The organism is Luteitalea sp. (assembly GCA_009377605.1).
Classification (GTDB): domain Bacteria; phylum Acidobacteriota; class Vicinamibacteria; order Vicinamibacterales; family Vicinamibacteraceae; genus WHTT01.
The window spans coordinates 49979-70391 of the sequence record WHTT01000029.1 but is presented as its reverse complement, the minus strand read 5'-3'; the positions used below and the strand labels follow the sequence as shown (position 1 = coordinate 70391).

18 protein-coding genes are annotated in these 20413 nt (G+C 64.4%); 5 read left to right on the top strand and 13 right to left on the bottom strand.

Going from position 1 to position 20413, the window contains the following annotated elements; translation table 11 throughout:
• The coding region (surE, locus tag GEV06_12015; protein MPZ18622.1) for a 5'/3'-nucleotidase SurE at positions 1-360 on the bottom strand (360 nt) is incomplete at its 3' end.
• A gap of 89 nt (positions 361-449) precedes the next feature.
• On the opposite strand from surE, the gene hemH reads away from it, so the two are divergent.
• Entirely contained in the window at positions 450-1553 is a 1104-nt protein-coding gene (hemH, locus tag GEV06_12010; protein MPZ18621.1) for a ferrochelatase, read from the top strand.
• An 88-nt stretch (positions 1554-1641) separates the two neighbouring features.
• Here hemH and typA read toward each other — a convergent pair whose 3' ends face one another.
• The 3 genes from typA to GEV06_11995 form a co-directional block, all read right to left on the bottom strand.
• Positions 1642-3492, bottom strand: coding sequence for a translational GTPase TypA (gene typA, locus GEV06_12005; protein ID MPZ18620.1), 1851 nt, complete (start codon positions 3490-3492; stop codon positions 1642-1644).
• Between the two features lie 174 nt (positions 3493-3666).
• Positions 3667-4071 carry a BrxA/BrxB family bacilliredoxin gene (locus tag GEV06_12000; GenBank protein ID MPZ18619.1) on the bottom strand — a complete coding sequence of 135 codons (405 nt, stop codon included), beginning with the start codon at positions 4069-4071 and terminating at the stop codon, positions 3667-3669.
• A 173-nt stretch (positions 4072-4244) separates the two neighbouring features.
• On the bottom strand, positions 4245-5018 hold the full coding sequence (locus GEV06_11995; protein ID MPZ18618.1) for a hypothetical protein: 774 nt from the start codon (positions 5016-5018) through the stop codon (positions 4245-4247).
• A 200-nt stretch (positions 5019-5218) separates the two neighbouring features.
• Between GEV06_11995 and GEV06_11990 the strand changes: the two genes are divergently transcribed.
• Genes GEV06_11990 through clpB form a run of 3 tightly spaced genes read left to right on the top strand, consistent with a single transcriptional unit; the run spans position 5219 to position 9240 of the window.
• The gene (locus GEV06_11990) at positions 5219-5557 is read left to right on the top strand and encodes a MerR family transcriptional regulator (GenBank protein MPZ18617.1); all 339 of its coding nucleotides are present in this window, start codon (positions 5219-5221) and stop codon (positions 5555-5557) included.
• Position 5558: 1 nt separating this feature from the next.
• Positions 5559-6575, top strand: coding sequence for a DnaJ domain-containing protein (locus GEV06_11985; protein ID MPZ18616.1), 1017 nt, complete (start codon positions 5559-5561; stop codon positions 6573-6575).
• A gap of 55 nt (positions 6576-6630) precedes the next feature.
• A complete protein-coding gene (gene clpB, locus GEV06_11980) occupies positions 6631-9240 on the top strand; it encodes an ATP-dependent chaperone ClpB (protein ID MPZ18615.1) in 2610 nt (869 codons plus the stop codon).
• A gap of 153 nt (positions 9241-9393) precedes the next feature.
• Here the strand turns inward: clpB and GEV06_11975 are convergent, their stop codons facing one another.
• From GEV06_11975 to rho, 3 genes are all read right to left on the bottom strand, one after another.
• A complete protein-coding gene (locus GEV06_11975) occupies positions 9394-10056 on the bottom strand; it encodes a hypothetical protein (protein MPZ18614.1) in 663 nt (220 codons plus the stop codon).
• 61 nt (positions 10057-10117) lie between these two features.
• Positions 10118-10360 carry a CDGSH iron-sulfur domain-containing protein gene (locus tag GEV06_11970; protein MPZ18613.1) on the bottom strand — a complete coding sequence of 81 codons (243 nt, stop codon included), beginning with the start codon at positions 10358-10360 and terminating at the stop codon, positions 10118-10120.
• A gap of 72 nt (positions 10361-10432) precedes the next feature.
• Positions 10433-11686 carry a transcription termination factor Rho gene (gene rho, locus GEV06_11965; GenBank protein ID MPZ18612.1) on the bottom strand — a complete coding sequence of 418 codons (1254 nt, stop codon included), beginning with the start codon at positions 11684-11686 and terminating at the stop codon, positions 10433-10435.
• A 377-nt stretch (positions 11687-12063) separates the two neighbouring features.
• Between rho and GEV06_11960 the strand changes: the two genes are divergently transcribed.
• The gene (locus tag GEV06_11960; GenBank protein ID MPZ18611.1) at positions 12064-13758 is read left to right on the top strand and encodes a phospholipid carrier-dependent glycosyltransferase; all 1695 of its coding nucleotides are present in this window, start codon (positions 12064-12066) and stop codon (positions 13756-13758) included.
• A gap of 24 nt (positions 13759-13782) precedes the next feature.
• On the opposite strand, the gene GEV06_11955 is transcribed toward GEV06_11960, so the two are convergent.
• From GEV06_11955 to GEV06_11930, 6 genes are all read right to left on the bottom strand, one after another.
• Positions 13783-15177: an FAD-binding protein gene (locus GEV06_11955; protein MPZ18610.1), complete on the bottom strand. Its 1395-nt coding sequence runs from the start codon at positions 15175-15177 to the stop codon at positions 13783-13785.
• Positions 15177-16379, bottom strand: coding sequence for an aminotransferase class I/II-fold pyridoxal phosphate-dependent enzyme (locus GEV06_11950; protein MPZ18609.1), 1203 nt, complete (start codon positions 16377-16379; stop codon positions 15177-15179). Before GEV06_11950 ends, GEV06_11955 begins: the two co-directional genes overlap by 1 nt.
• Complete coding sequence (gene coaD, locus GEV06_11945) at positions 16379-16846, bottom strand: pantetheine-phosphate adenylyltransferase (protein MPZ18608.1); 468 nt, start codon at positions 16844-16846, stop codon at positions 16379-16381. The genes GEV06_11950 and coaD overlap by 1 nt, the downstream gene beginning before the upstream one ends.
• 29 nt (positions 16847-16875) lie before the next feature.
• Positions 16876-17430, bottom strand: a complete 555-nt coding sequence (rsmD, locus tag GEV06_11940) for a 16S rRNA (guanine(966)-N(2))-methyltransferase RsmD (protein MPZ18607.1) — start codon at positions 17428-17430, stop codon at positions 16876-16878.
• 80 nt (positions 17431-17510) lie between these two features.
• Positions 17511-19637, bottom strand: a complete 2127-nt coding sequence (gene recG, locus GEV06_11935; GenBank protein MPZ18606.1) for an ATP-dependent DNA helicase RecG — start codon at positions 19635-19637, stop codon at positions 17511-17513.
• Positions 19638-19647: 10 nt separating this feature from the next.
• On the bottom strand, positions 19648-20253 hold the full coding sequence (locus GEV06_11930; protein MPZ18605.1) for a hypothetical protein: 606 nt from the start codon (positions 20251-20253) through the stop codon (positions 19648-19650).
• Between the last annotated feature and the right edge of the window lie 160 nt (positions 20254-20413).

The following is a 20413-nucleotide window of genomic DNA, read 5'->3' as shown; positions in this document are numbered from 1 at the left end:
AAGCGCTGGAATGCCAAGCAGTGCCGCTTCGAATGCTCCGGCCACGGTGCCGGAGTACGTCACATCATCGCCGATGTTGTAACCCTTGTTGATTCCAGAGACGACGAGGTGCGGCCGCGCGCGGAGCACACGTGCGAGGCCGATATTCACGCAATCAGTGGGTGTCCCGTCCACGCAGTAGACACGCTCTGCAAGCTGTTCGATGCGCAGAGGCCTCGTGAGCGTGAGGCCATGGCCGATACCGCTTGCCTCTCCTAGAGGCGCCACGACCGTGACCTCCCCCAGGCTCTCGAGCGCTCCCGCTAACGCCTCGATCCCCTCCGCTCGAACCCCATCATCATTTGTGACAAAAATCCGGATCATCGTCTTCCGAGTATATCGGTTCTCGGTCCTTGGTCCTTGGTCCCTGGTTCTTGGTCCACTGGTGGAGCGGGGTGCTCCGCAGCAGGATGAAGCGCCCAAGCACCAAGCACGAAAGACCGAGAACCGAGAACCAAGAACCGACTTCGTATACGATGCCAGATGTGTCGAAGCCGTTCGATGCCGTGCTGCTCATCGCGTTCGGCGGTCCGCAGAGACGCGATGACATCCGTCCCTTTCTCCAGAACGTGGTTCGCGGACGCAAGATCCCGCCAGAGCGTCTCGAGGACGTCGCTCGTCACTACGAACGACTGGGTGGCGTGTCACCGATTACGGAGCTGACGATGCGGCAAGCCAACGGGCTTGCCGCGACGCTGGCCGCGCGCGACTTGCCCCTGCCCGTGTACGTGGGCATGCGAAACTGGCACCCGCTGCTCGTCGAGACGCTCGACGCGATGGCGCGCGCCGGCGTCCGCCGCGCGATTGGCGTGATCGCCGCCGCGCATCGCTCCTACTCGAGCTGTGGCCAGTATCGTCAAAACGTCCTGCAGGCGCAGGAAGCGCTCGTGGCGGCACACCGCGAGGCGCCACGCCTCTTCTATACGAGTGATTGGCACGCACACCCAGGTTTCGTGCGCGCCGCGGCCGAGGGTGTCCGTGCTGCCCGAGCGACGTTACCCGACGCACTCGCTGAGCACACGCGGGTCGTGTTCACCGCGCACAGTATCCCGTCCCACATGGCGCACGCGGACACCTACACGCGACAGCTCCAGGAATCGGCGCGGCTGGTCGCGGAGGAGCTGGGGCTCGACCGCGAGCGTTGGGATGTGGCGTACCAGAGCCGAAGCGGACGTCCCAACGATCCTTGGCTCGAGCCGGACATCAACGGGTATCTGCGGACCGCCCAGCGCGAAGGCGTTCGGAGCGTTGTCGTCAGTCCGCTGGGCTTCGCGTGTGATCACATCGAGGTGCTCTACGACCTGGATCACGAGGCGCGCGCCACCTGCAAGGAGCTGGGCATGATCATGGCGCGGGCCACCGCCGTGAACGACCATCCGGCCTTTCTCGACGCGCTCGCCGACGCCGTGTGTGCCACGTATGAGTGCTATCGCCGTGGTATTCCGCTCGCGTTGTTCGATGCAGAGCATCCCACGGCGCAGGAGCTTGCGCCTCCGGCGACGGTGACAAGGTGACAAGGTGACCGGGCGGGACGAGCCGTGTTACCCGCGGCGGACGACCTCCACCTCGATCACGGAATCACCCGTTCACCTTGTCACCGCTTCACCCGGTCCGAGGGCGCATGTTCCCCGCCAGCACCCTCTTGCGGATCCGGATGCTGGCAGGCGTGACCTCGACCAACTCATCGTCGGTGATGAACTCGATCGCTTGTTCGAGGCCAATCCGGCGCGGCGGGATGAGGCGAATGCCCTCCTCCGCCGTCGAGGCGCGCATGTTGGTGAGCTTCTTCTCTTTCGTGATGTTGACGTCCAGATCGTTGGGACGCGCGTTCTCGCCGACGACCATCCCCTCGTAGACCCTCGTGCCCGGCTCGACGAACATCTCGCCACGTTCCTGCAGGTTTGCAATGGCGTAGGCAGTGCACGCTCCGCCGCGGTCCGCCACCAGCACGCCGGTAGGCCGCGCCGGAATAGCGCCGTGCCACGGCTCCCACCCTGCGAAGAGATGGTGCATCATGCCGGCCCCGCGCGTGTCGGTCAGAAACTGCGAGCGAAAGCCGATGAGCCCGCGCGCGGGAATCCGAAACTCGAGCCGCACCCGGCCACTGCCATGATTGATCATCCGCGTCATGATGCCCTTGCGGCTACCGAGCTGCGCGATCACCACGCCTTGGTGCTCCTCGGGCACATCCGTGATCAGCTCCTCGATCGGCTCGAGCACGACACCCGCTTCGTGGCGGGTGACGATCTCGGGTCGCGACACCTGGAGCTCGTACCCTTCCCGCCGCATCATCTCGATGAGGATGGAGAGCTGGAGCTCGCCGCGGCCAATCACTTTGAACTGTTCGGGCGAGGCAGTATCCTCCACGCGGATCGACACGTTCCCGATCAGCTCGCGCTGCAGACGCGTCTGCAGCTGCCGGGATGTCACGAACCGCCCTTCCCGGCCAGCAAACGTCGAGGTGTTGACGCTGAAGATCATCGAGACCGTTGGCTCATCGATAGCAATCGGCGGGATCGGCTCGGGCGCCTCGGCCTCAGAGACGGTTTCTCCAATGGTGATGTTCTCGATGCCAGCCAGGCAGACAATGTCGCCGGCGGCCGCTTCGTCGACGTCGATTCGTTTGAGCCCGTCGAACGCGAGGAGCTTCGTCACCCTCGTGCGCTCGACTGACCCATCGAGCTTGCAAACGCCCACGTTGTCGCCAATCCGCACACGCCCATGGAAGATGCGGCCAATCGCAATCCTTCCGAGATAGTCGCTGGCATCGAGATTGGCCACCAGCATCTGCAGCTTGCCTCCTCGATTGCCCTGCGGTGGCGGGATATGTTGCACGATGGCGTCGAAGAGTGGTCGGAGGTCGGTTCCCAGTGTTGCGGCGTCCAGGCTCGCGAGACCCACGCGCGCATTGGTGTAGATCACCGGAAACTCGAGCTGATCTTCGACGGCGTCGAGATCGATGAAGAGATCGTAGATCTCGTTCAACACCGCCTGAGGACGGGCGTCGGCGCGGTCGATCTTGTTGATGACGACAATCGGCGTCAGGCGGCGGTCGAGAGCTTTTCGGAGCACGAATCGCGTCTGTGGCAGCGGCCCCTCCGACGCGTCGACCAATAACAGCACCCCGTCCACCATCGACAGCGTCCGTTCGACCTCACCACCGAAGTCCGCGTGCCCAGGCGTGTCCACGACGTTGATGATGAGGTCGCCGTACCGCACCGCCGTGTTCTTGGCGAGAATCGTGATGCCTCGCTCTCGCTCCAAATCGGTGTTGTCCATCGCACGCTCGAGAACGCGCTCGTTGGACCTGAAGACACCGCTCTGGTGCAGGAGGGCGTCGACGAGTGTCGTCTTGCCATGGTCCACGTGGGCGACGATGGCCACGTTCCGGCGAAGCGCGTTCGCGACGGAGCCTACGAGACGAGCCTGCGTGGAAGCGTCGACGTCGGGCATCCCGCCAGTATACTGGGCTCGACCGCTCTGCGGGAAAGGAAGTGGTGGCGGGCGGCGTACGCGTTGTGGGCCCGCGCACCGAGAGGCACACGAGCCCAGCGTCGCCCAAACAACGTGTGGTGACGGCCGCCTCGGCGAGGCGGCCGTCCGCTAGAACGAGCCGTCACGTTCCGGCTACACCGTGGTCGGCTTCGCGCAGTGCTTGTCGAAGGCCGCCGTCAGCTCGGCAGCAATCGCGTCCGCGCTGCGGTTCTCGATCTGGTGGCGCTCCATCATGTAGACGAGCTTGCCATCCTGCAGCATGGCTATCGCCGGCGATGACGGTGGATAACCGGCAAAGTGCTGTCGTGCGCGCTCGGTGGCGTCGACATCGGCGCCGGCGAACACCGTGGTCACGCGCTCCGGCTTGATCCCGTGCTGCAACGCCACGGCGACGCCGGGGCGAGCCTTGCCGGCGGCACAGCCGCAGACCGAGTTCACCACGACCATCAGCGTGCCGGGTGTCCCCTTGACGGCTTCGTCGACAGCCTCCGCAGTGCGCAGCTCCTCGACACCGAGTCGCGTGAGCTCTTCTCGCATCGGGGCGATGAGGAATTCCGGGTATGGCACTCGATTGGCTCCTTCCGTTCGGTGGAAACGATGGACGAGACTCCTAGTAACAGCCTACCACAGGCAATCGGCACGGCGACCACGTTCGGTGTCAATCCTGACGCCGTGGACCGCCGAGGGAGGGAGACCCATTAGAACAGCCTTCAGCGCTCCGCCTCGCGATCCTGGAGCAGCTCTGCAGCATTGTCGCTGCCCGGGTTGTCGTCCGCCTGCGGCCCTTGGCTTCGCGCATACAAATATGAGATCAAGAAGATGATCACGATCAGTCCAAACGTGATCCATTTAGGGATCTCGAAAGGAATGACGTGCATCTGATGCAAGTACTCGATCAGGAGCTTGAGACCTACCCACGTCACGATGATGAAGGCGCCATCCACCAAGGCGGGGTAGCGCTGGACCATCGCGAGGAGCCGGCCGACGACGAGCCGCATCGCGATGATGCCGAGAATACCGCCTGTGATGACCACCCACTCCTTGTTCGACATCGCGACGGCCACGAGAATGGAGTCGATGGCGAACACGAAATCCGTGAGCTCCACCTTCACGACGGTCGTCCAGAAGGCCGACAGACCGAGCCAGCGCGTCGGTGTCTTGGGCTTGCGACGGTGCTCGACATCACCGCTGTGGAAGAAATGTCTGTACGGAAGCCAGAGCAGATACGCCGCGCCCACCAGCTTGACCCACGCCAGCGCCATCATGTGAACGGCGAGCACGGTGGCTGCAATCCGAAACACGAACGCACCCGCAATGCCGTAGCGCAGCGCTTTGCGCTGCTCCGGTCCCGGAAGCCCCAGGACGAGCACTGCCAAAACCAGCGCGTTGTCCGCGCTCAAGAGGCCCTCGAGCAGGATGAGCAGGCCAATCGTGAAGAAGTCGCTCAACTGAACGTCCAACCAACCCTCCTCGCGGGTATGTATGCCATGCTCCCGGTCTCACAGGCCGCGCGCATCGGGCACCCTCGAGACGCTCCAGTATCCCTGAAATGGTGAGACCGAGCCACCGGCGAGACGAGCACAGTCTCCGGGCTTTAGTCGGTATGAAACATAGCATTGACATGACATGTATCAATATCTACACTTGATCCGTTGCAGGGCTTCGCCCTGGGGACGCGAGCCGTATGGATGACCCGGACCTGTTCTTGATCAGCATGGCGGCACGGCTGCTGGGGATGCACCCACAGACCTTGCGCAAGTACGAGCGTCTCGGCTTCGTCAGACCGACGCGCGCGCTGGGCAGCATGCGCGTCTATTCCCGAGGCGAGCTCGAGCGGCTACGTCTCGTCAAGCAGCTCGTTGACGAGGCCGGCATCAACCTCGCGGGCGTCCAGCGACTGCTGTCGATCGCCGATGTGGTCGAGCGCATTCGCCCGCTGGCCCGTGGCGAGACGCTCACACGCGCCGAGGCGCGGCGGTTGGCGCAGGAAGTCGAGCGGCTGAGCACGATCCTCGGGATGTAGTATGGATTTCAAGGACTATTACGCGGTACTGGGCGTGCCGAAGACCGCCTCGGAGAAGGAGATCAAGGCGGCGTACCGGAAGCTGGCCCGGAAGCATCACCCTGACGTGAACCCGGGCGACGCAGCAGCCGAGCTGCGCTTCAAGGAGGTCAACGAGGCGTACGAAGTGCTGGGCGACGCCGCCAAGCGGCAGAAATACGACGAGCTCGGCGCCAACTGGAAGTACTACGAGCAGATGCAGAACCAGCCTGGTGCTCGGGCTGGCGCGGGCGGAGGGTTCGATTGGCGGGTCCACACGGGCCCTGAAGGGTTCCACAGCATGGGCCCAGAGGAGATCGAAGAGCTGTTTGGGCAGACCAACCCGTTCTCCGACTTCTTCTGGACGTTCTTCGGTGGCGGTGGGCCAGAGGCCGGTGCGCCCCAAAGACGAGGGCGTCGGCAGCGGGCGATGCGCGGTCGCGACATCGAGCACGAGCTGATGATTACTCTCGAGGAGGCCTTCCACGGGACGACGCGTCGTCTGGCGATGCAACATGGCTCGGCATCGGGCGAGGCGAGCCGGGAGCAGCGCACCGTGGAGGTGCGGGTCCCGGCAGGCGTGAGGGAGGGAGCGCGGTTGCGGGTGAGCGGCGAGGGTGAACGTGGAGGAGGCGGCCAGCGCGCCGGCGATTTATATCTGCGGATCCGCATCGCACCGGACGCACGGTTCGAGCGCCGGGAGCGGGATCTCTACGTGAAGGCTTCCGTCCCGGTGACGACTGCGGTCGTCGGCGGCGAGGTCGAGGTACCAACACTCGCGGGCCGCCCAGTGCGACTGCGTGTGCCGGCGGGGACGCAGAGCGGCCAGCGCATGCGGGTGCGCGGACATGGCATGCCCGCGGTCGGGAGCACCGATGATCGGGGCGACCTGTATGCCGTCGTCGACATCCAGGTGCCGCGCGCGCTGACAGATGAAGAGCGTGCGCACTACGAAGCGCTCGTGGCGCTTGCGCAGAACAAGAAGGTGTCGCCCGTCTGAGATTTCGACATAGGTCGTGTAGGCCCGACCTTTAGGTCAGGCGAACGAGGCAACCATGAACTTGAACCGCTATACCGAGAAAGCCCAAGAGGCGGTCCTGACATCGCAACAGCTGGCGGAGCGGGAGAGCCATCCGCAGATCGAGCCAGAACACTTGCTCGTTGGGCTCGTCACACAGCAAGGAGGCATCGTGCCATCCGTGCTGCGCAAGCTCGGTGTCGATCCGGCGCTCGTCGCGGACGACGTCACCGCTGCGCTGGAGAAGCTGCCCAAGGCCTACGGCGGCACGCAAGTCGGCCTATCGCCGAGGTTTCGGAAGATTGGACAGGCCGCCGAGAACGAAGCCAAGCGCCTGCGCGATGACTACATCAGCACCGAGCATCTCCTCCTGGCAATCTCGGCGGAGTCCGGTCGCTCGGCAGCAGCCGACCTGCTGAAGAAGCGGGGCGTCACCTATGAAGGCGTCTTCGAGGCCCTGGCACAGGTGCGCGGCACACAGCGCGTCACAGACCAGAGCCCTGAGGGCAAGTATCAAGCGCTCGAGCGATACGGCCGCGACCTCACGGCAGCCGCGCGCCAAGGTAAGCTCGACCCGGTGATCGGTCGTGACGAAGAGATTCGGCGCGTCGTCCAAGTGCTGTCGCGGCGGACGAAGAACAATCCGGTGCTCATCGGCGAGCCGGGCGTCGGCAAGACGGCCATCGTCGAGGGCCTCGCGCAGCGCATCGTCCGCCGTGACGTGCCCGAGGGGCTCAAGGAGAAGCGGATCATCGCGCTCGACATGGGCGCGCTGGTCGCCGGGGCCAAGTACCGCGGGGAGTTCGAGGAGCGGCTGAAGGCGGTGCTCAGCGAGATCACGCGCTCGGAGGGCGACATCGTGCTCTTCATCGACGAGCTGCACACCGTGGTTGGCGCGGGCGCAGCGGAGGGCGCCATCGACGCCTCGAACATGTTGAAGCCAATGTTGGCTCGTGGCGAGCTCCACGCGATCGGCGCGACGACGCTGGATGAGTACCGGAAGCACATCGAGAAGGACGCCGCCTTGGAGCGGCGCTTCCAGCCGGTGCTGGTGGAACCGCCCAGCGTTGAAGCAACCATCAGCATTCTTCGCGGCTTGCGTGAGCGATACGAGATTCACCACGGTGTCCGGCTAAAAGACTCGGCGCTGGTCTCTGCAGCCGTCCTGTCGAATCGCTATATCGCCGATCGCTTTCTACCCGACAAGGCCATCGATCTGGTCGACGAGGCGGCATCGAAGCTGCGCATGGAAATCGACTCGATGCCAGTGGAGCTCGACGAGGTCGAGCGGCGCGTGATGCAGCTCGAGATCGAGCGAGAGGCGCTGCGCAAGGAGACGGATGCGGCGTCGCGCGAGCGGCTGACGAAGCTGGAAAAGGAGCTCGCGGATCTCAAGGAGGAGCGCAACCGCCTGCAGAGTCACTGGACGCAGGAGAAGGAGGCCATTCAGGCGGCGCGCAAGGTCAAGGAGGATATCGAGCAGGTTCGGCACGACATCGAGCACGCGCAGCGTGTTGGAGACTACACGCTGGCGTCCGAGCTGCAGTATGGCCGGTTGCCCGACCTGGAGAAGCGTCTCGGGGAAGAGGAAGCGCGTCTCCAGACGCTCCAGGGCGCGCTAAGGATGCTCAAAGAGGAGGTGGACGAGGAGGACATCGCCGAGGTCGTCAGCCGCTGGAGCGGGGTTCCCGTCAGCCGCCTGATGGAAGGTGAGATTCAAAAGCTCGTGAAGATGGAGGAGCGATTGCACCAGCGGGTCGTCGGCCAAGACGAAGCCATCACCGCCGTCGCAAGCGCGATCCGCCGCGCGCGGGCGGGATTACAGGATCCCAACCGCCCGCTGGGCAGCTTCCTGTTCCTCGGGCCTACGGGCGTGGGCAAGACGGAGCTCGGCCGCGCCTTGGCGGAGTTCCTGTTCGATGACGAGCACGCCATGGCTCGGATCGACATGTCCGAGTACCAGGAGAAGCACACGGTGTCTCGGCTGATCGGGGCACCGCCGGGTTACGTCGGTTACGAGGAGGCAGGCCAGCTCACCGAAGCCGTGAGACGACGACCGTACGCCGTCGTGTTGCTCGACGAGATCGAGAAGGCGCACGCCGAGGTGCTGAACGTGCTGCTGCAGCTCCTCGATGATGGCCGGCTCACCGACGGGCGCGGGCGGAGGGTGGACTTCAAGAACACGATCGTCATCATGACGTCCAACCTGGGGAGCCACCTCATCGCCGAGCAGGCGATGAGCGACGGCGCGCTCGGAGAGGGTGTTCGCGGCCAGATCATGGATGCGGTCCGCACGCACTTCAGGCCCGAGCTGCTCAATCGTATCGACGAGGTGATTGTGTTCCATCCGCTGGGTCGCGAGCACCTCAAGCGGATCATCGAGATCCAAGTGACGCGGCTCCTCGCACGGCTGGAGGAACGAAAGATCCACGTCGACCTGACCGACGCGGCAAAGAGTGTGTTGCTCGAGCAGGGCTACGATCCAACCTACGGCGCACGTCCGCTCAAGCGCACAATTCAGCGGCTCGTGCTGGATCCCTTGGCGATGCAAGTGCTCCAGAGCGAATTCAGCCAGGGCGACACGGTCCGCGTGGATGCACGCGGCGGAGGGCTCGTCTTCGAGCGGGCAGAGGCGGTTCCGGCTTGAGAAGGGTGATGGGGTGATGGGGTGATGGGGTGATTCGAGCATCGGGTGCAAGGCGGGCGAGGCTTCCAGGTCGTCCGATGCTCGCTTCGATCGCTCGAGCTACCCGTTCACCTTGTCACCTTGTCACCTTGTCACCCCATCACCCCATCACCCTTACCGACGGCGCCTGAAGGTCTGCGTGACTGTGTGCGTGCGGCGCGGTGTCTTCAGCGTCGTCTCCACTGTCATTGTCTTCCCTTCGTTCGAGAGCGTGCGGACTTCGCGCGAGGTAACGGTCACCGTTTCTTCTCGGGGCGTCTCGAACGATTCTTCGATCTCGGTCACCAGGCTCGTGCCGTCCCAGTAGGTCCGACTCTTTCCCTTGCGCGGCTCCGCCTTGCGTGTCGCCTCTTCAGATTGCGGCCCGGCCTCACCCTTGGCAGCGCGGAGCGTGTACACCCGTTCGTGGCTACCGAACTTCATGACGAGCTCGGTCTCACTCTGCGTGAGGGTCACGATAGCCCCTTTCTCCATGGGGGGCATTGCACGCCGGCGTGCTGGGTCGTCGACATTCTCCTCTGGAGGCCTGCCGCCGAAGCGTCCGCCGCCGGGGGGGCCATACCCCTCGCCGGGCGCGAAGCCGCCCCTTGGCGCGCCGGGCTGGTCGACTTCCTCCAGAACCCAACGCCCTGAGAAGTCTGGCATCCCTTGCGCCGAGCTTTGTCGAGGCGCTTGCGCCGGGTCGTCCGGAGGCGTCTGACCGCGGACGATCGGGCTTGCAGCGCCGGATAGCAGAAGGCCAGCCAGCACCAGACTTATGACTACTCGCAAGGTCATGATTCACCTGTCGACCTGGGCAGACACCAGGATCGTCGTCTCTTACTTTAGTGCAACGCGGCTACTCCGTGGTGGGAAGCGGGGACTCGTCAGCAGGTGGTGTAGGGGCCGCTTCAGCCGCCTGGAACTCGCAGCCTCGGTGGCTACCGTCGCAAAACGGCCGCCGGTGCGATTGACCGCAGCGACAGAGGGCAAACGGGATCTTGGCAAGCGGGTACTCGTGACCGTTCCAATCGACGACCTTGACGTCGTCTCCATCCACGAGATACGGACCGTTCTCACGAACCTTGATAGTGACGGACATTCTTCTGAGTCTTGAGTTCTGAGTTTTGAGCCCCGAGTTGTGTTTCCTGATTCCTGAATCCTGATTCCTATCCTAACCACCTCGCTGCATCGACCCGAGAAACTCCGGATTGTCCTTGGTCTTCCCCATCTTGTCGATGAGCAGCTCCATGGCTTCGACGGGCGAGAGCGGGTTGAGCACCTTGCGCAGCACCCAGATCCGCTGCAGATCTTCCTTTGGGAGCAAGAGCTCTTCCTTTCGGGTTCCGCTCTTCTGCATGTCGATCGCGGGAAATACGCGCCGGTCGGAGAGCTTCCGGTCGAGGTGAATCTCCATGTTACCGGTGCCCTTGAACTCCTCGAAGATGACCTCGTCCATACGCGAGCCGGTGTCGATGAGCGCGGTCGCGATAATCGTGAGCGAGCCTCCCTCCTCGATGTTGCGCGCCGCGCCAAAGAAGCGCTTCGGCTTTTGAAGCGCGTTGCTGTCGACGCCGCCCGAGAGTACCTTGCCCGACGGCGGGACCACGCTGTTATAGGCGCGCGCGAGCCGGGTGACCGAGTCGAGCAGGATGAGCACATCCTTCCGGTGCTCGACGAGACGCTTCGCCTTCTCGATGACCATCTCGGCCACTTGCACGTGGCGCTGGGCCGGCTCATCGAAGGTCGAGCTGATGACCTCGCCCTTGACCGAACGCTGCATGTCGGTCACCTCTTCGGGGCGCTCATCGATGAGCAGCACGATCAGGTAGACCTCCGGGTGGTTGGTCGTCACCGACTGCGCGATATTCTGCAAGAGCATCGTCTTGCCGGTGCGAGGCGCCGAGACAATGAGCCCGCGCTGCCCTTTGCCAATCGGCGTCATGAGGTCCATGACGCGCGACGACAGATTCTCGGTCTCCGTCTCCAGCTTGAAGCGTTGCTCCGGATAGAGCGGCGTCAGGTTCTCGAAGAAGATCTTCTCGCGCGCCTGCTCGGGTGGCTCGAAGTTGACCGCTTCCACCTTGATGAGAGCGAAGTAGCGCTCTCCTTCCTTGGGCGGGCGAATCTGGCCCGAGATCGTGTCGCCCGTCTGCAGATCGAACTTACGAATCTGTGACGGCGAGACGTAGATGTCGTCCGGACCTGGCAGGTAGTTGTAGTCGGGTGCGCGCAAGAAGCCAAAACCGTCCGGCAGCACCTCTAGCACCCCTTCGGAAAAGATGTAGCCGCTCTGCTCGGTCTGCGCCTTCAGGATCTGGAAGATGAGCTCCTGCTTGCGCATACCGGTCGCGCCCGGCACGTTGAGATCTTTTGCCACGTGCGTGAGCCGCTGGATGCTCATGTCCTTCAGCTCCGCAATGTGCAAGGTCTCGCCTTCTCGCCGCGCGGGTGCTGCGGCGGTCTCGGCAGTGTCGGCGGCTGGCACGGTCTCGACCGTTGTCTGCGTAGATTCAGTCGAATTCCGCGCCGATGTGCGCTTCTGATTGGGTGGCATGTGTGATTGGAACCGAGCAGCATTCGGGCGCGGCGGGGTACCGCACCATGTCCAAGGGTTCGGGTTGGGGTGTCTACCCTACGTTCTTGCAGTATAAAACCGGCCTTCTACGCTGTCAACGCAAGACCCGTTGGGTACAAGCACGAAGGTACGGCCGCCTCGCCGAGGCGGCCGTACCTTCGTGGCGCCGCATCCGGACGCCGCGTTCGGCGAACGCGCCCTAGCATCGTGTAAGATGATCGGCCGGCGTGTTGCGACATCTTGTCATCCTCCTCGCCCTGGGCGGTCTCACCTTCTTTGCCGGGCTCGGACGAGGTGCCATCGGCGATTCGGATGAAGCGTACTACGCCGAAGCCGCACGCGAGATGGTCGAGTCGGGCGATTGGCTCACGCCACGCTACAACTACGAGCACCGCTTCCAGAAGCCAATCCTCTACTATTGGCTTGCGGCGCTCACCTACAAGGTAGCTGGTGTCACCGAAGCGGCTGCTCGCTTCCCCTCGGCGCTCTCCGGCCTCTGTTTGGCGCTCCTCACGTATCTGTGCGGCCGGCGCTGGTTCGACCCGCCCACAGCCGCACTTGCGGGCGTCATCGTGGCGACGAGCTTCGGTGCGTTCACCTTTGGCCGCGCTGCGCTGCCGGATCTTCCTCTCGCGCTCTTCATCACCCTCGCGACGTGGGCGCTCATCGAAGCGCTGGATGCGCGTTACCGTGACGAGCCGATCCGCCCCGCCGCGCGCCGCGGTTGGCTGCTCGTCGGCGCCCTCGCCTTGGGACTCGCCGTTCTCACAAAGGGTCCTGTCGGCGTCGCGCTTCCGGTGATGACGGTTGCCGCCATCGCCTGGCGGGAGCGCTATGGCCAGGGCGTGCCGTGGCACTACCGCTGGCCGTCTCGCCGTGACCTGCTGCTCGCGGCGCTCGTCTTCGTGATCGTGGCCGCACCGTGGTATGTGGCCATGACCGAGGTCCACGGGTTCGCATACCTGGATCGCTTCTTCGTCAGTGAGAATCTGGAGCGCTTTGCGACAGACCGGTACAACGAGCCACGGTCGCTCTGGTTCTACGGCCCGATCGTGCTCGGCGGGCTGATGCCCTGGTCGCCCTTCCTATTGTTGTGGGGCCCGTCATTCCTGCAGATCGTCGTGAGACGAGAGCGACGCCTGACCAGCGGTGCGTGGCGGTTAGTGCTCTGGTCGGCGGTGCCGCTCATCTTCTATTCGCTCTCCATTGGCAAGCAACCACGCTACATCCTTCCCGTCCTGCCTCCGCTGGCGCTCATCGTGGCGCGCTCGCTCATCGCGCGTCTCACCGATTCGACCGACGCGACGAAGCGGCACGTCCCGCTTGCCGTGTGCGGCACGCTGGTCTCTTTCAGCCTGCTCCTTCTCGCGGGCTTGCTGCAGCGTGCCAGCCCACTGCTGTTTGCGCTCAACCCTTCGTTGAGCCACGAGGGAACGGCCGCGATTGTTGTGGCGGGTGTGGCAGTGCTCGTGGCTGCTTGGCTGCGTCGGCGCTGGCTGCTTCCCACGACGCTGGCCGCCGCTTCCGTGATCACCTTCTTGTCGCTGCAGTACTCGATTGCGTCGGCGGCTGGTCTCGAACCGGTCCAGCGGATGGCAGCCCTTTACAAGGCTGCCCACCAGCGGAACGAACGGTCCGGGACATACCGGGTACTGGTGCGCAATCTCATCTTCTATACGGGCGTGCGCCAAACGGATCTCATCAGTACCGCAGCGGTAGCGGAGTTTCTTCGTTCGCCCAAGCCAGTCCTCTGTGTCGTCTCGGAGGACGACTTGGCGGCGCTTCAAGCCAAGCACGGCATTCGTGTTCGTCGTCTCGGCGAGGTGCTCTACTTCAACCCCTCAGCCGTCCGCATAGGAACGCTTCTCTGGCCGGATCCTGCAGAGGATTTGGAGACGGTGTTGTTGGTCACCAATCAGTGACGAGTGACGACATCAGTGACTTCGTCACTCGTCACTGAGAAAGATCTTCCCTGGATTCAAAATATTGTGCGGATCGAAGGCCTGCTTGAGACGCCTCATCAGTGCAATCTCCGGTGGTGCGAGCTCGAGGCCGAGGTACTTCGCCTTGGCGAAGCCAATCCCATGCTCGCCGCTGATGGATCCCTCGAGCGCGACCACGCCCTCGAACAAAGCCCGCTCCGCGCGATCTGCGCGAGCCATCGCGGCGGGATCGGCCGGATCGACGAGGATGTTCACATGGATGTTGCCATCACCCACGTGTCCAAAGCATGGAATTCGAAGGGCGCTCTCTGCACGCAGCCGGCTCACCAGATCGAAGAGCTCTGGAATGCGTCCCTTCGGCACCACGACATCGTGATTGATCTTGAGCGGCGCGAGCGACCGGAGCGACGACGACAGCTCGCGCCGATGCCGCCAGAGCTCGTCACGCTCGGCCGCGTCGCGCGCCAGGCGGACCTCCGTCGCGCCGGCGTCGCGGCACGAGGCCGCCACGCGCTCGAGCTCCTCCTCCACCGCCGACGCGAGCCCATCCACCTGGATGAGCAACATCGCGCTCGTACCGGACGGTGCCAGCGTCGTCGCGCCGCGATGCGCGGCCACCGCGGCCAAGGAATCCCCGTCGATGAGCTCGAGGGCCGCAGGCACCACGCGCGCCCGCAGCAACCGGGTCACGCCATCGATGGCGCTCTGGATCGTCGGAAACGCGGCGCGAACGTCGGCCTGTTTCGGCGGTTTGGGCACCAGGCGCAGGATGACCCTGGTGATCACTGCGAGCGTCCCCTCGGATCCCGCGAGCAACTGGGTCACGTCGTAACCCACGACGTTCTTCACCGACTTGCCACCCGTGGTGATGATCTCACCGGTCGGCAGCACTGCTTCGAGCCCGAGGACGTAGCGTTTGGTCACGCCGTACTTGAACGCGCGTGGCCCGCCGGCACACTCGGCGACGTTGCCGCCAATCGTGGACTGGTGCAGGCTGGCGGGATCCGGCGGATAGAAGAGCCCAACGCGCTCGACCGCATTCTGCAAGTCTGCGGTGATCACGTTGGGCTCGACCACGGCGAGCAAGTTCAGCTCATCGATCTCGAGGATGCGGTTGAGGCGCTCGAGTGACAAGACGAGCCCCCCACGGACGGGAACGGCACCGCCCGTGTAGCCCGTGCCGCCGCCCCGGGGGACGACCGGGACCCGCGCCTGGTCGCACAAACGCAGGAGCGCTGCCACCTCAGGGGTCGATCCGGGCAGCACAACGGCGTCGGCGGGCCGGCCTTTCCGAAGCGCGTCCACGCCGTACGCCTCTCGCGCGGTGACGTCCTGCCGCACGTGCGCTGGACCGACGATCGCCTCCAGTGAAGAGACAAACTCTTGCGCGAGCTCCATTAGGCGCGGGCGGCGGGCACGCTCTTGGCCGTCGTATCTACGAACTCGTGAAACCGCTTCGCCGCTTCGCGGAGTCTTTCCTCGGACGTCGCATACGACAAGCGGAGGAAGCCAGGGGCGTCGAAGCCCTCGCCGGCGGTCACGACGACGTGCTGCTGTTCCAGGAGGGTGTCGGCCAGCGCCGCCGATGTCCGCAGACCATCGGGAGACAGGAGATCCGACACATCGACGAACAGGTAAAACGCGCCTGCGGGCTTCACGCAACGGACTCGCGAATCCGCCGTGATGAGATCCCACACGAGATCCCGTCGGCGACGGTACTCGTCCAGCATCTCGGTGACGCAGTCTTGTGGCCCAGTCAGTGCGGAGATGACCGCCTGTTGGGTGATCGAGCAGACATTCGAGGTGGAGTGGCTCTGCAGCGCGCCACACGCGGCAATCGCCTCCCGTGGTCCCAGCGCCCAACCGCAGCGCCATCCCGTCATGGCGTATGTCTTGGACGCCGTGCCGGTGATGATCGTATGGTCGCGCATCCGCTCGGCGAGGATCTTCGGCAGATTGTGCGGCTGCGGGTCATAAATCAGCTTCTCGTAGCAGAGATCCAACACGATCCAGATACCGCGGCGTGCGGCCTCGTCGGCGATGCGGATCATCTCCGCCTCGGTGATGATGGCGCCGGTCGGATTGCAGGGCGAGTTGATGACAATCGCCTTGGTGCGGGGCGTGAGCGCCTCGAGCACGGCGTCTGCGGTGAGCGTGAACCCCTCCTCCGATCGCGTGCGCACGATGACCGGTGTCGCACCACAAAACTTGATCTGCTCGAAGATCGTCGGCCAGCCAGGTGCGTGGGTAACGACCTCGTCTCCTTCGTCGAACAGCGAGAGGGCCGTGTTGACGAGCGCCTGCTTGCCGCCGGCCGTCACGATGATTTCCGCACCACTGTACTCGACCCCGTAGTCCCGCTTATAGCTGGCGGCGATGGCGTTCTTGAGCTCTGGGACGCCGGTATTGGGCGTGTACTTGGTCAGGTTGGCGTCGATGGCGGTGTGGGCAGCCGCCTTGACATGATCCGGCGTCGGAAAGTCCGGCTCCCCTGCGCTCAAGTCGACGACATCGTAGCCAGCTTGGCGCAGCCGCTGCGCCGCAACCAGCCCTTTCATGGTGGGTGACGAAGAAATCCGCGTCATGCGAGTGGCAAGCATCAGTGTCCTCTCAACAGGTGTTTCTGAACCGTGGGCGGGACAAACGGCGATACGTCGCCGCCCAGGCGATGAATCTCCTTGATCAGCCGTGAGCTCAGGTAGGTATGCGCTGTGCTCGGCATCATGAATATGGTCTCGAGCGCCGGCTCGAGCTGGCGGTTCATGTGCGCCATCTGCCTCTCGTACTCGAAGTCGGAGACCGCGCGGAGCCCGCGCACCACGACCTCTGCGCCCCGGCGCCGCGCGTACTCCACGAGCAGCCCCTCGAAGGCATCGACCTCGACCTCCGGCTGATCGTGAAAGACCTCGCGGGCCATCGTCACACGGTGCTCCACGCTGAACAAGGGTGACTTCTCGGGGTGGATGAGCACCGCGATCACGACGCGCTCGAAGAGCCGAGCGGCACGCCGGACCATGTCCACATGGCCGTTGGTCAACGGGTCGAACGAGCCGGGACAAATAGCCAGCTGCCTGGACGCGGCGTCCCGCCCACCGCTCACTGCCGCTCCTCTTCAGCCGGTTTGTAGAACGTCAGCATACTGTCACCCGCACGCACCTGCCGGCGTCGAATCAGGCGGCCCACCGCTCGAGGCACGTCACGTCGCGCCGCGTGCTCGAAGACCAGGAGTCCCCCGGGCGCCACGAGACCGCTGGCGACGTCGAGCGCGCGATCCGCGTCCGGGAGATCGTACGGCGGGTCCAGGAAGACGATATCGAAGTGCTGAAGGGCGGGATCGGTACTCGCCTCCCGCGCGTCCCGGCTCACGATAGTATAGCGCTCGGTCACACCGCAGCGCCCCAAGTTCTGCTGGATGAGCGCCAGAGCTTGTCGATCTCGCTCCACGAACACGACGTGCGCAGCACCACGGCTCAACGCCTCGATACCGACGGCGCCCGTCCCGGCGTAGCCGTCCAGGAGCCGCGCACCAGGAAGCTCCGGCGCCAGGATGTTGAACAGCGTTTCACGGAGCCGATCGGACGTTGGTCGAAGCCCGGCTCGCTTGGGCCCTGCGAGCGTCCGGCCCTTGAAGCGTCCCGCAATTACGCGCATCTCAGGGTTCTTGCGCTAGCCGCAGTAGCGCAGGCCTTCAGGCCTGCCCATTGCGGCGCTGGCAGGCCTAAAGGCCTGCGCTACGAGATGCCGACCAGGCCAAAGCGACGCTGCCAAGCCTCGTCGACCGAGCGGCGCGCGGCAGAGAGGTTGGTGAGCGTGCCGGCCCACACCTGGGCCGTCGCGTGAGCGCGCAGCAGGAGATCCCGATCGCGGACGAGGTCTCCAACTCTGAGCGTTGGAAGCCCAGCCTGTCGTGTGCCGAAGAGATCGCCGGGACCGCGCAGCTCGAGATCTTTCTCCGCAATCAGAAACCCGTCCTCGGTCGCGGCAATGGTCTTGAGGCGAGCACGCGCATCGTCGGACAGCGGACTCTGATAGAGCAGAATGCAGTGCGACGCCTCGGCACCCCGGCCTACGCGCCCACGAAGCTGATGAAGCTGCGCCAGCCCAAAGCGCTCGGCGTGCTCGACCAGCATCGAGGTGGCGTTTGGCACGTCGACGCCGACCTCGACGACCGTCGTCGAAACGAGCACGTCTATCTCACCTTGCGCGAAGGTCGTCATCACGCGACCCTTGTCCTCTGCCGGCAGGCGCCCATGCACCAAGCCGACACGATACTCGGGGAACACGTCCTGCTGTAAGGTGTCTGCCATTGCAGCAGCGGCTCTCACGTCGATCTTCTCACTCTCCTCCACCAGCGGGTACACGATGTACGCTTGTCGGCCTCGCGTAAGCTCGTGACGAATGAAGGCGTGCGCGGCGTCGCGACGCGATTCGGGCCGCACGGTGGTCTTCACCGGCTGCCGACCCGGTGGTCGGTCACGTATCGTCGACACGTCGAGGTCGCCATAGACGGTCAGGGCAAGTGTGCGAGGAATGGGTGTGGCCGTCATGACGAGCACGTCGGGCAACACGCCCTTCTCGCGTAGCCGCGCGCGCTGCAACACACCGAAGCGGTGTTGCTCGTCGATCACGACGAACGCGAGCTGCTTGAACGTGACCGGCTCTTCGAGCAGCGCGTGGGTGCCGATAACGAGCGCGGCTTCGCCCGACGCGACGGCGGCCAGCCGCACCCGGCGCTCGGCGGCATTCAGGGAGCCCGTCACGAGCCTGACCGAGAATCGCGTCGGCTGCAGCAATTGCGTGAGCGTGCGAGCGTGCTGCTCCGCCAGCAGCTCGGTCGGTGCCATCAGGGCGACCTGCAAGCCGTTCTCCATCACGACAACGGCAGCCAGCGCGGCAACCACGGTCTTGCCGACGCCGACGTCTCCCTGGAGCAGGCGGTGCATCGGCTCGGGCCGCTGCAAATCCTCGACGATCTCTGCCAGCGCGGCACGTTGTCCGGCAGTGAGCTTGAACGGCAGCACCGAGCGGGCCGCGCTGCGCACACTAGCGTCGACGCGAATGGCGTGGGGCTTCGCCTCACCTTGGCGCTCACGCCGGCGCAGCGCCAGGCCAAGCTGGAAGACGAAGAACTCCTCGAAGATCAGCCGGACTTGCCCGGGCGTTCGAAATCGATTCAGTGTGTCCAGGTCGGTATCGTCGGGCGGGAAGTGCGTGTGCCACAGGGCCTCGCGGCGCGCAGGGAGCGCCATTTCCTCGCAGACAGGGCGTGGCAGGGGATCATTGGGCGGATCATCGGGCGGCTCCTCGAGACGCTCGAGTGCTTGGTGCACCAAGTCGCGTTGGATGCGCGCAGTCAGCGATCCGACGCGCTCGTACACCGGCACGATGCGCCCGTGGTGAATGGATGGCTTGGGCTCGACACCGAGCGCTTCAACCTCGCCCGCCTCGGCGAGGACCTCATAGTCAGGGTTGGTGAGCTGCGTGCCCGACGGCGTCGATTCCACCTTGCCGTACAACACGACCTGCTGTCCGCGGCGCAACACATCGCGCAGGAAGCGTTGGTTGAACCAGAGCGCACGAGCACGTCCGCTGCGATCGTGAATGACCGCTTCGAAGATCGTGAATCCGGGCCGGCGTGTCGGTCGCAGGCCACACCGTGCAATCGTGCCGGCGACAGTGCTGGTTCGACCTGCTTCGAGCTGCGCAAGAGGGACGAGACGACTACGGTCTTCGTAGCGCAGCGGGAAGCGGAGCAAGAAGTCATCGAGGGTGACGATGCCCACGCGCGCCAGCTCCGCCACGCGCCGCGGGCCCACTCCGGTCAACACCTCGACTGACGTCGACAGGCTGAGTTTCAAGGTTCGAGGTCTACTGGACGACGATCGCTTCGCCGGCGCCGAGGCGAATCTCGCGAATGCCGGAGGGCAGCTGGAAGGGCGTCTCTAAGTCGAAGCCGCCGGGATTCTCCGCCGTTTGCGAGTAGTAGGCGATAATTTGCTGAAGCAGACTCTTCGGCACAGCGACACCGCCAATCTCCGCAGATTCCAGCTGGAATTGCCCAACGCCGTCGCGCGTGTGCAACGTCCCTTGCGCTGTCGCCGGCAGCTTTCCAGAGAGGAGATTAATAGGGTCGAGCCAGTCGCTTCCGCCCTTCGTACGACTAGCGCGCACCGCATCCAGATCGACCACCGCCGACGCGGCGAGACGGCTGCTCCCGAGCATCCGCAGCGATGGATCCGTCAGGCCTGCGGGCAAGCTCTCCGCCATGCGATAGTGAAAGAATGCGTTGCACTCGCGCTCGCTAATGGGCGTGAGCTGTGCGTCGCGCGAGCGGGCAGCGCCATACGTGGCGATGGAGAGGATCTTGGCCTGCAGGCGCTCGGCATCCGCCGGTGTTGGTGCGTTGTCACCATTCGCCACGGAGCCAGCGAGCAGCATGCACCCCAGCGCGACGAGCACAGAACGTACCGACACGTGTCTCTTCATCTTGCAAGTCTCGCAACCGAGCGAGGTCAAGTGTACCACGTGATTCCTGAATCCTTCCTGTTGACTTTCGCTTTTTGTTTGCATATCATACTCGCATCGTGCGGGAACGGACCGGCAGACCATCTGTCACGACGTAAAAGGAGGGCCC

Excerpts from the sequence above, each read along its gene's own strand:
- hemH (MPZ18621.1), top strand. The coding sequence starts at position 450 with ATGAAGCGCCCAAGCACCAAGCACGAAAGACCGAGAACCGAGAACCAA.
- typA (MPZ18620.1), bottom strand. The coding sequence starts at position 3,492 with ATGCCCGACGTCGACGCTTCCACGCAGGCTCGTCTCGTAGGCTCCGTC.
- GEV06_12000 (MPZ18619.1), bottom strand. The coding sequence starts at position 4,071 with ATGCGAGAAGAGCTCACGCGACTCGGTGTCGAGGAGCTGCGCACTGCG.
- GEV06_11990 (MPZ18617.1), top strand. The coding sequence starts at position 5,219 with ATGGATGACCCGGACCTGTTCTTGATCAGCATGGCGGCACGGCTGCTG.
- GEV06_11985 (MPZ18616.1), top strand. The coding sequence starts at position 5,559 with ATGGATTTCAAGGACTATTACGCGGTACTGGGCGTGCCGAAGACCGCC.
- clpB (MPZ18615.1), top strand. The coding sequence starts at position 6,631 with ATGAACTTGAACCGCTATACCGAGAAAGCCCAAGAGGCGGTCCTGACA.
- GEV06_11975 (MPZ18614.1), bottom strand. The coding sequence starts at position 10,056 with ATGACCTTGCGAGTAGTCATAAGTCTGGTGCTGGCTGGCCTTCTGCTA.
- GEV06_11970 (MPZ18613.1), bottom strand. The coding sequence starts at position 10,360 with ATGTCCGTCACTATCAAGGTTCGTGAGAACGGTCCGTATCTCGTGGAT.
- GEV06_11955 (MPZ18610.1), bottom strand. The coding sequence starts at position 15,177 with ATGGAGCTCGCGCAAGAGTTTGTCTCTTCACTGGAGGCGATCGTCGGT.
- GEV06_11950 (MPZ18609.1), bottom strand. The coding sequence starts at position 16,379 with ATGCTTGCCACTCGCATGACGCGGATTTCTTCGTCACCCACCATGAAA.
- rsmD (MPZ18607.1), bottom strand. The coding sequence starts at position 17,430 with ATGCGCGTAATTGCGGGACGCTTCAAGGGCCGGACGCTCGCAGGGCCC.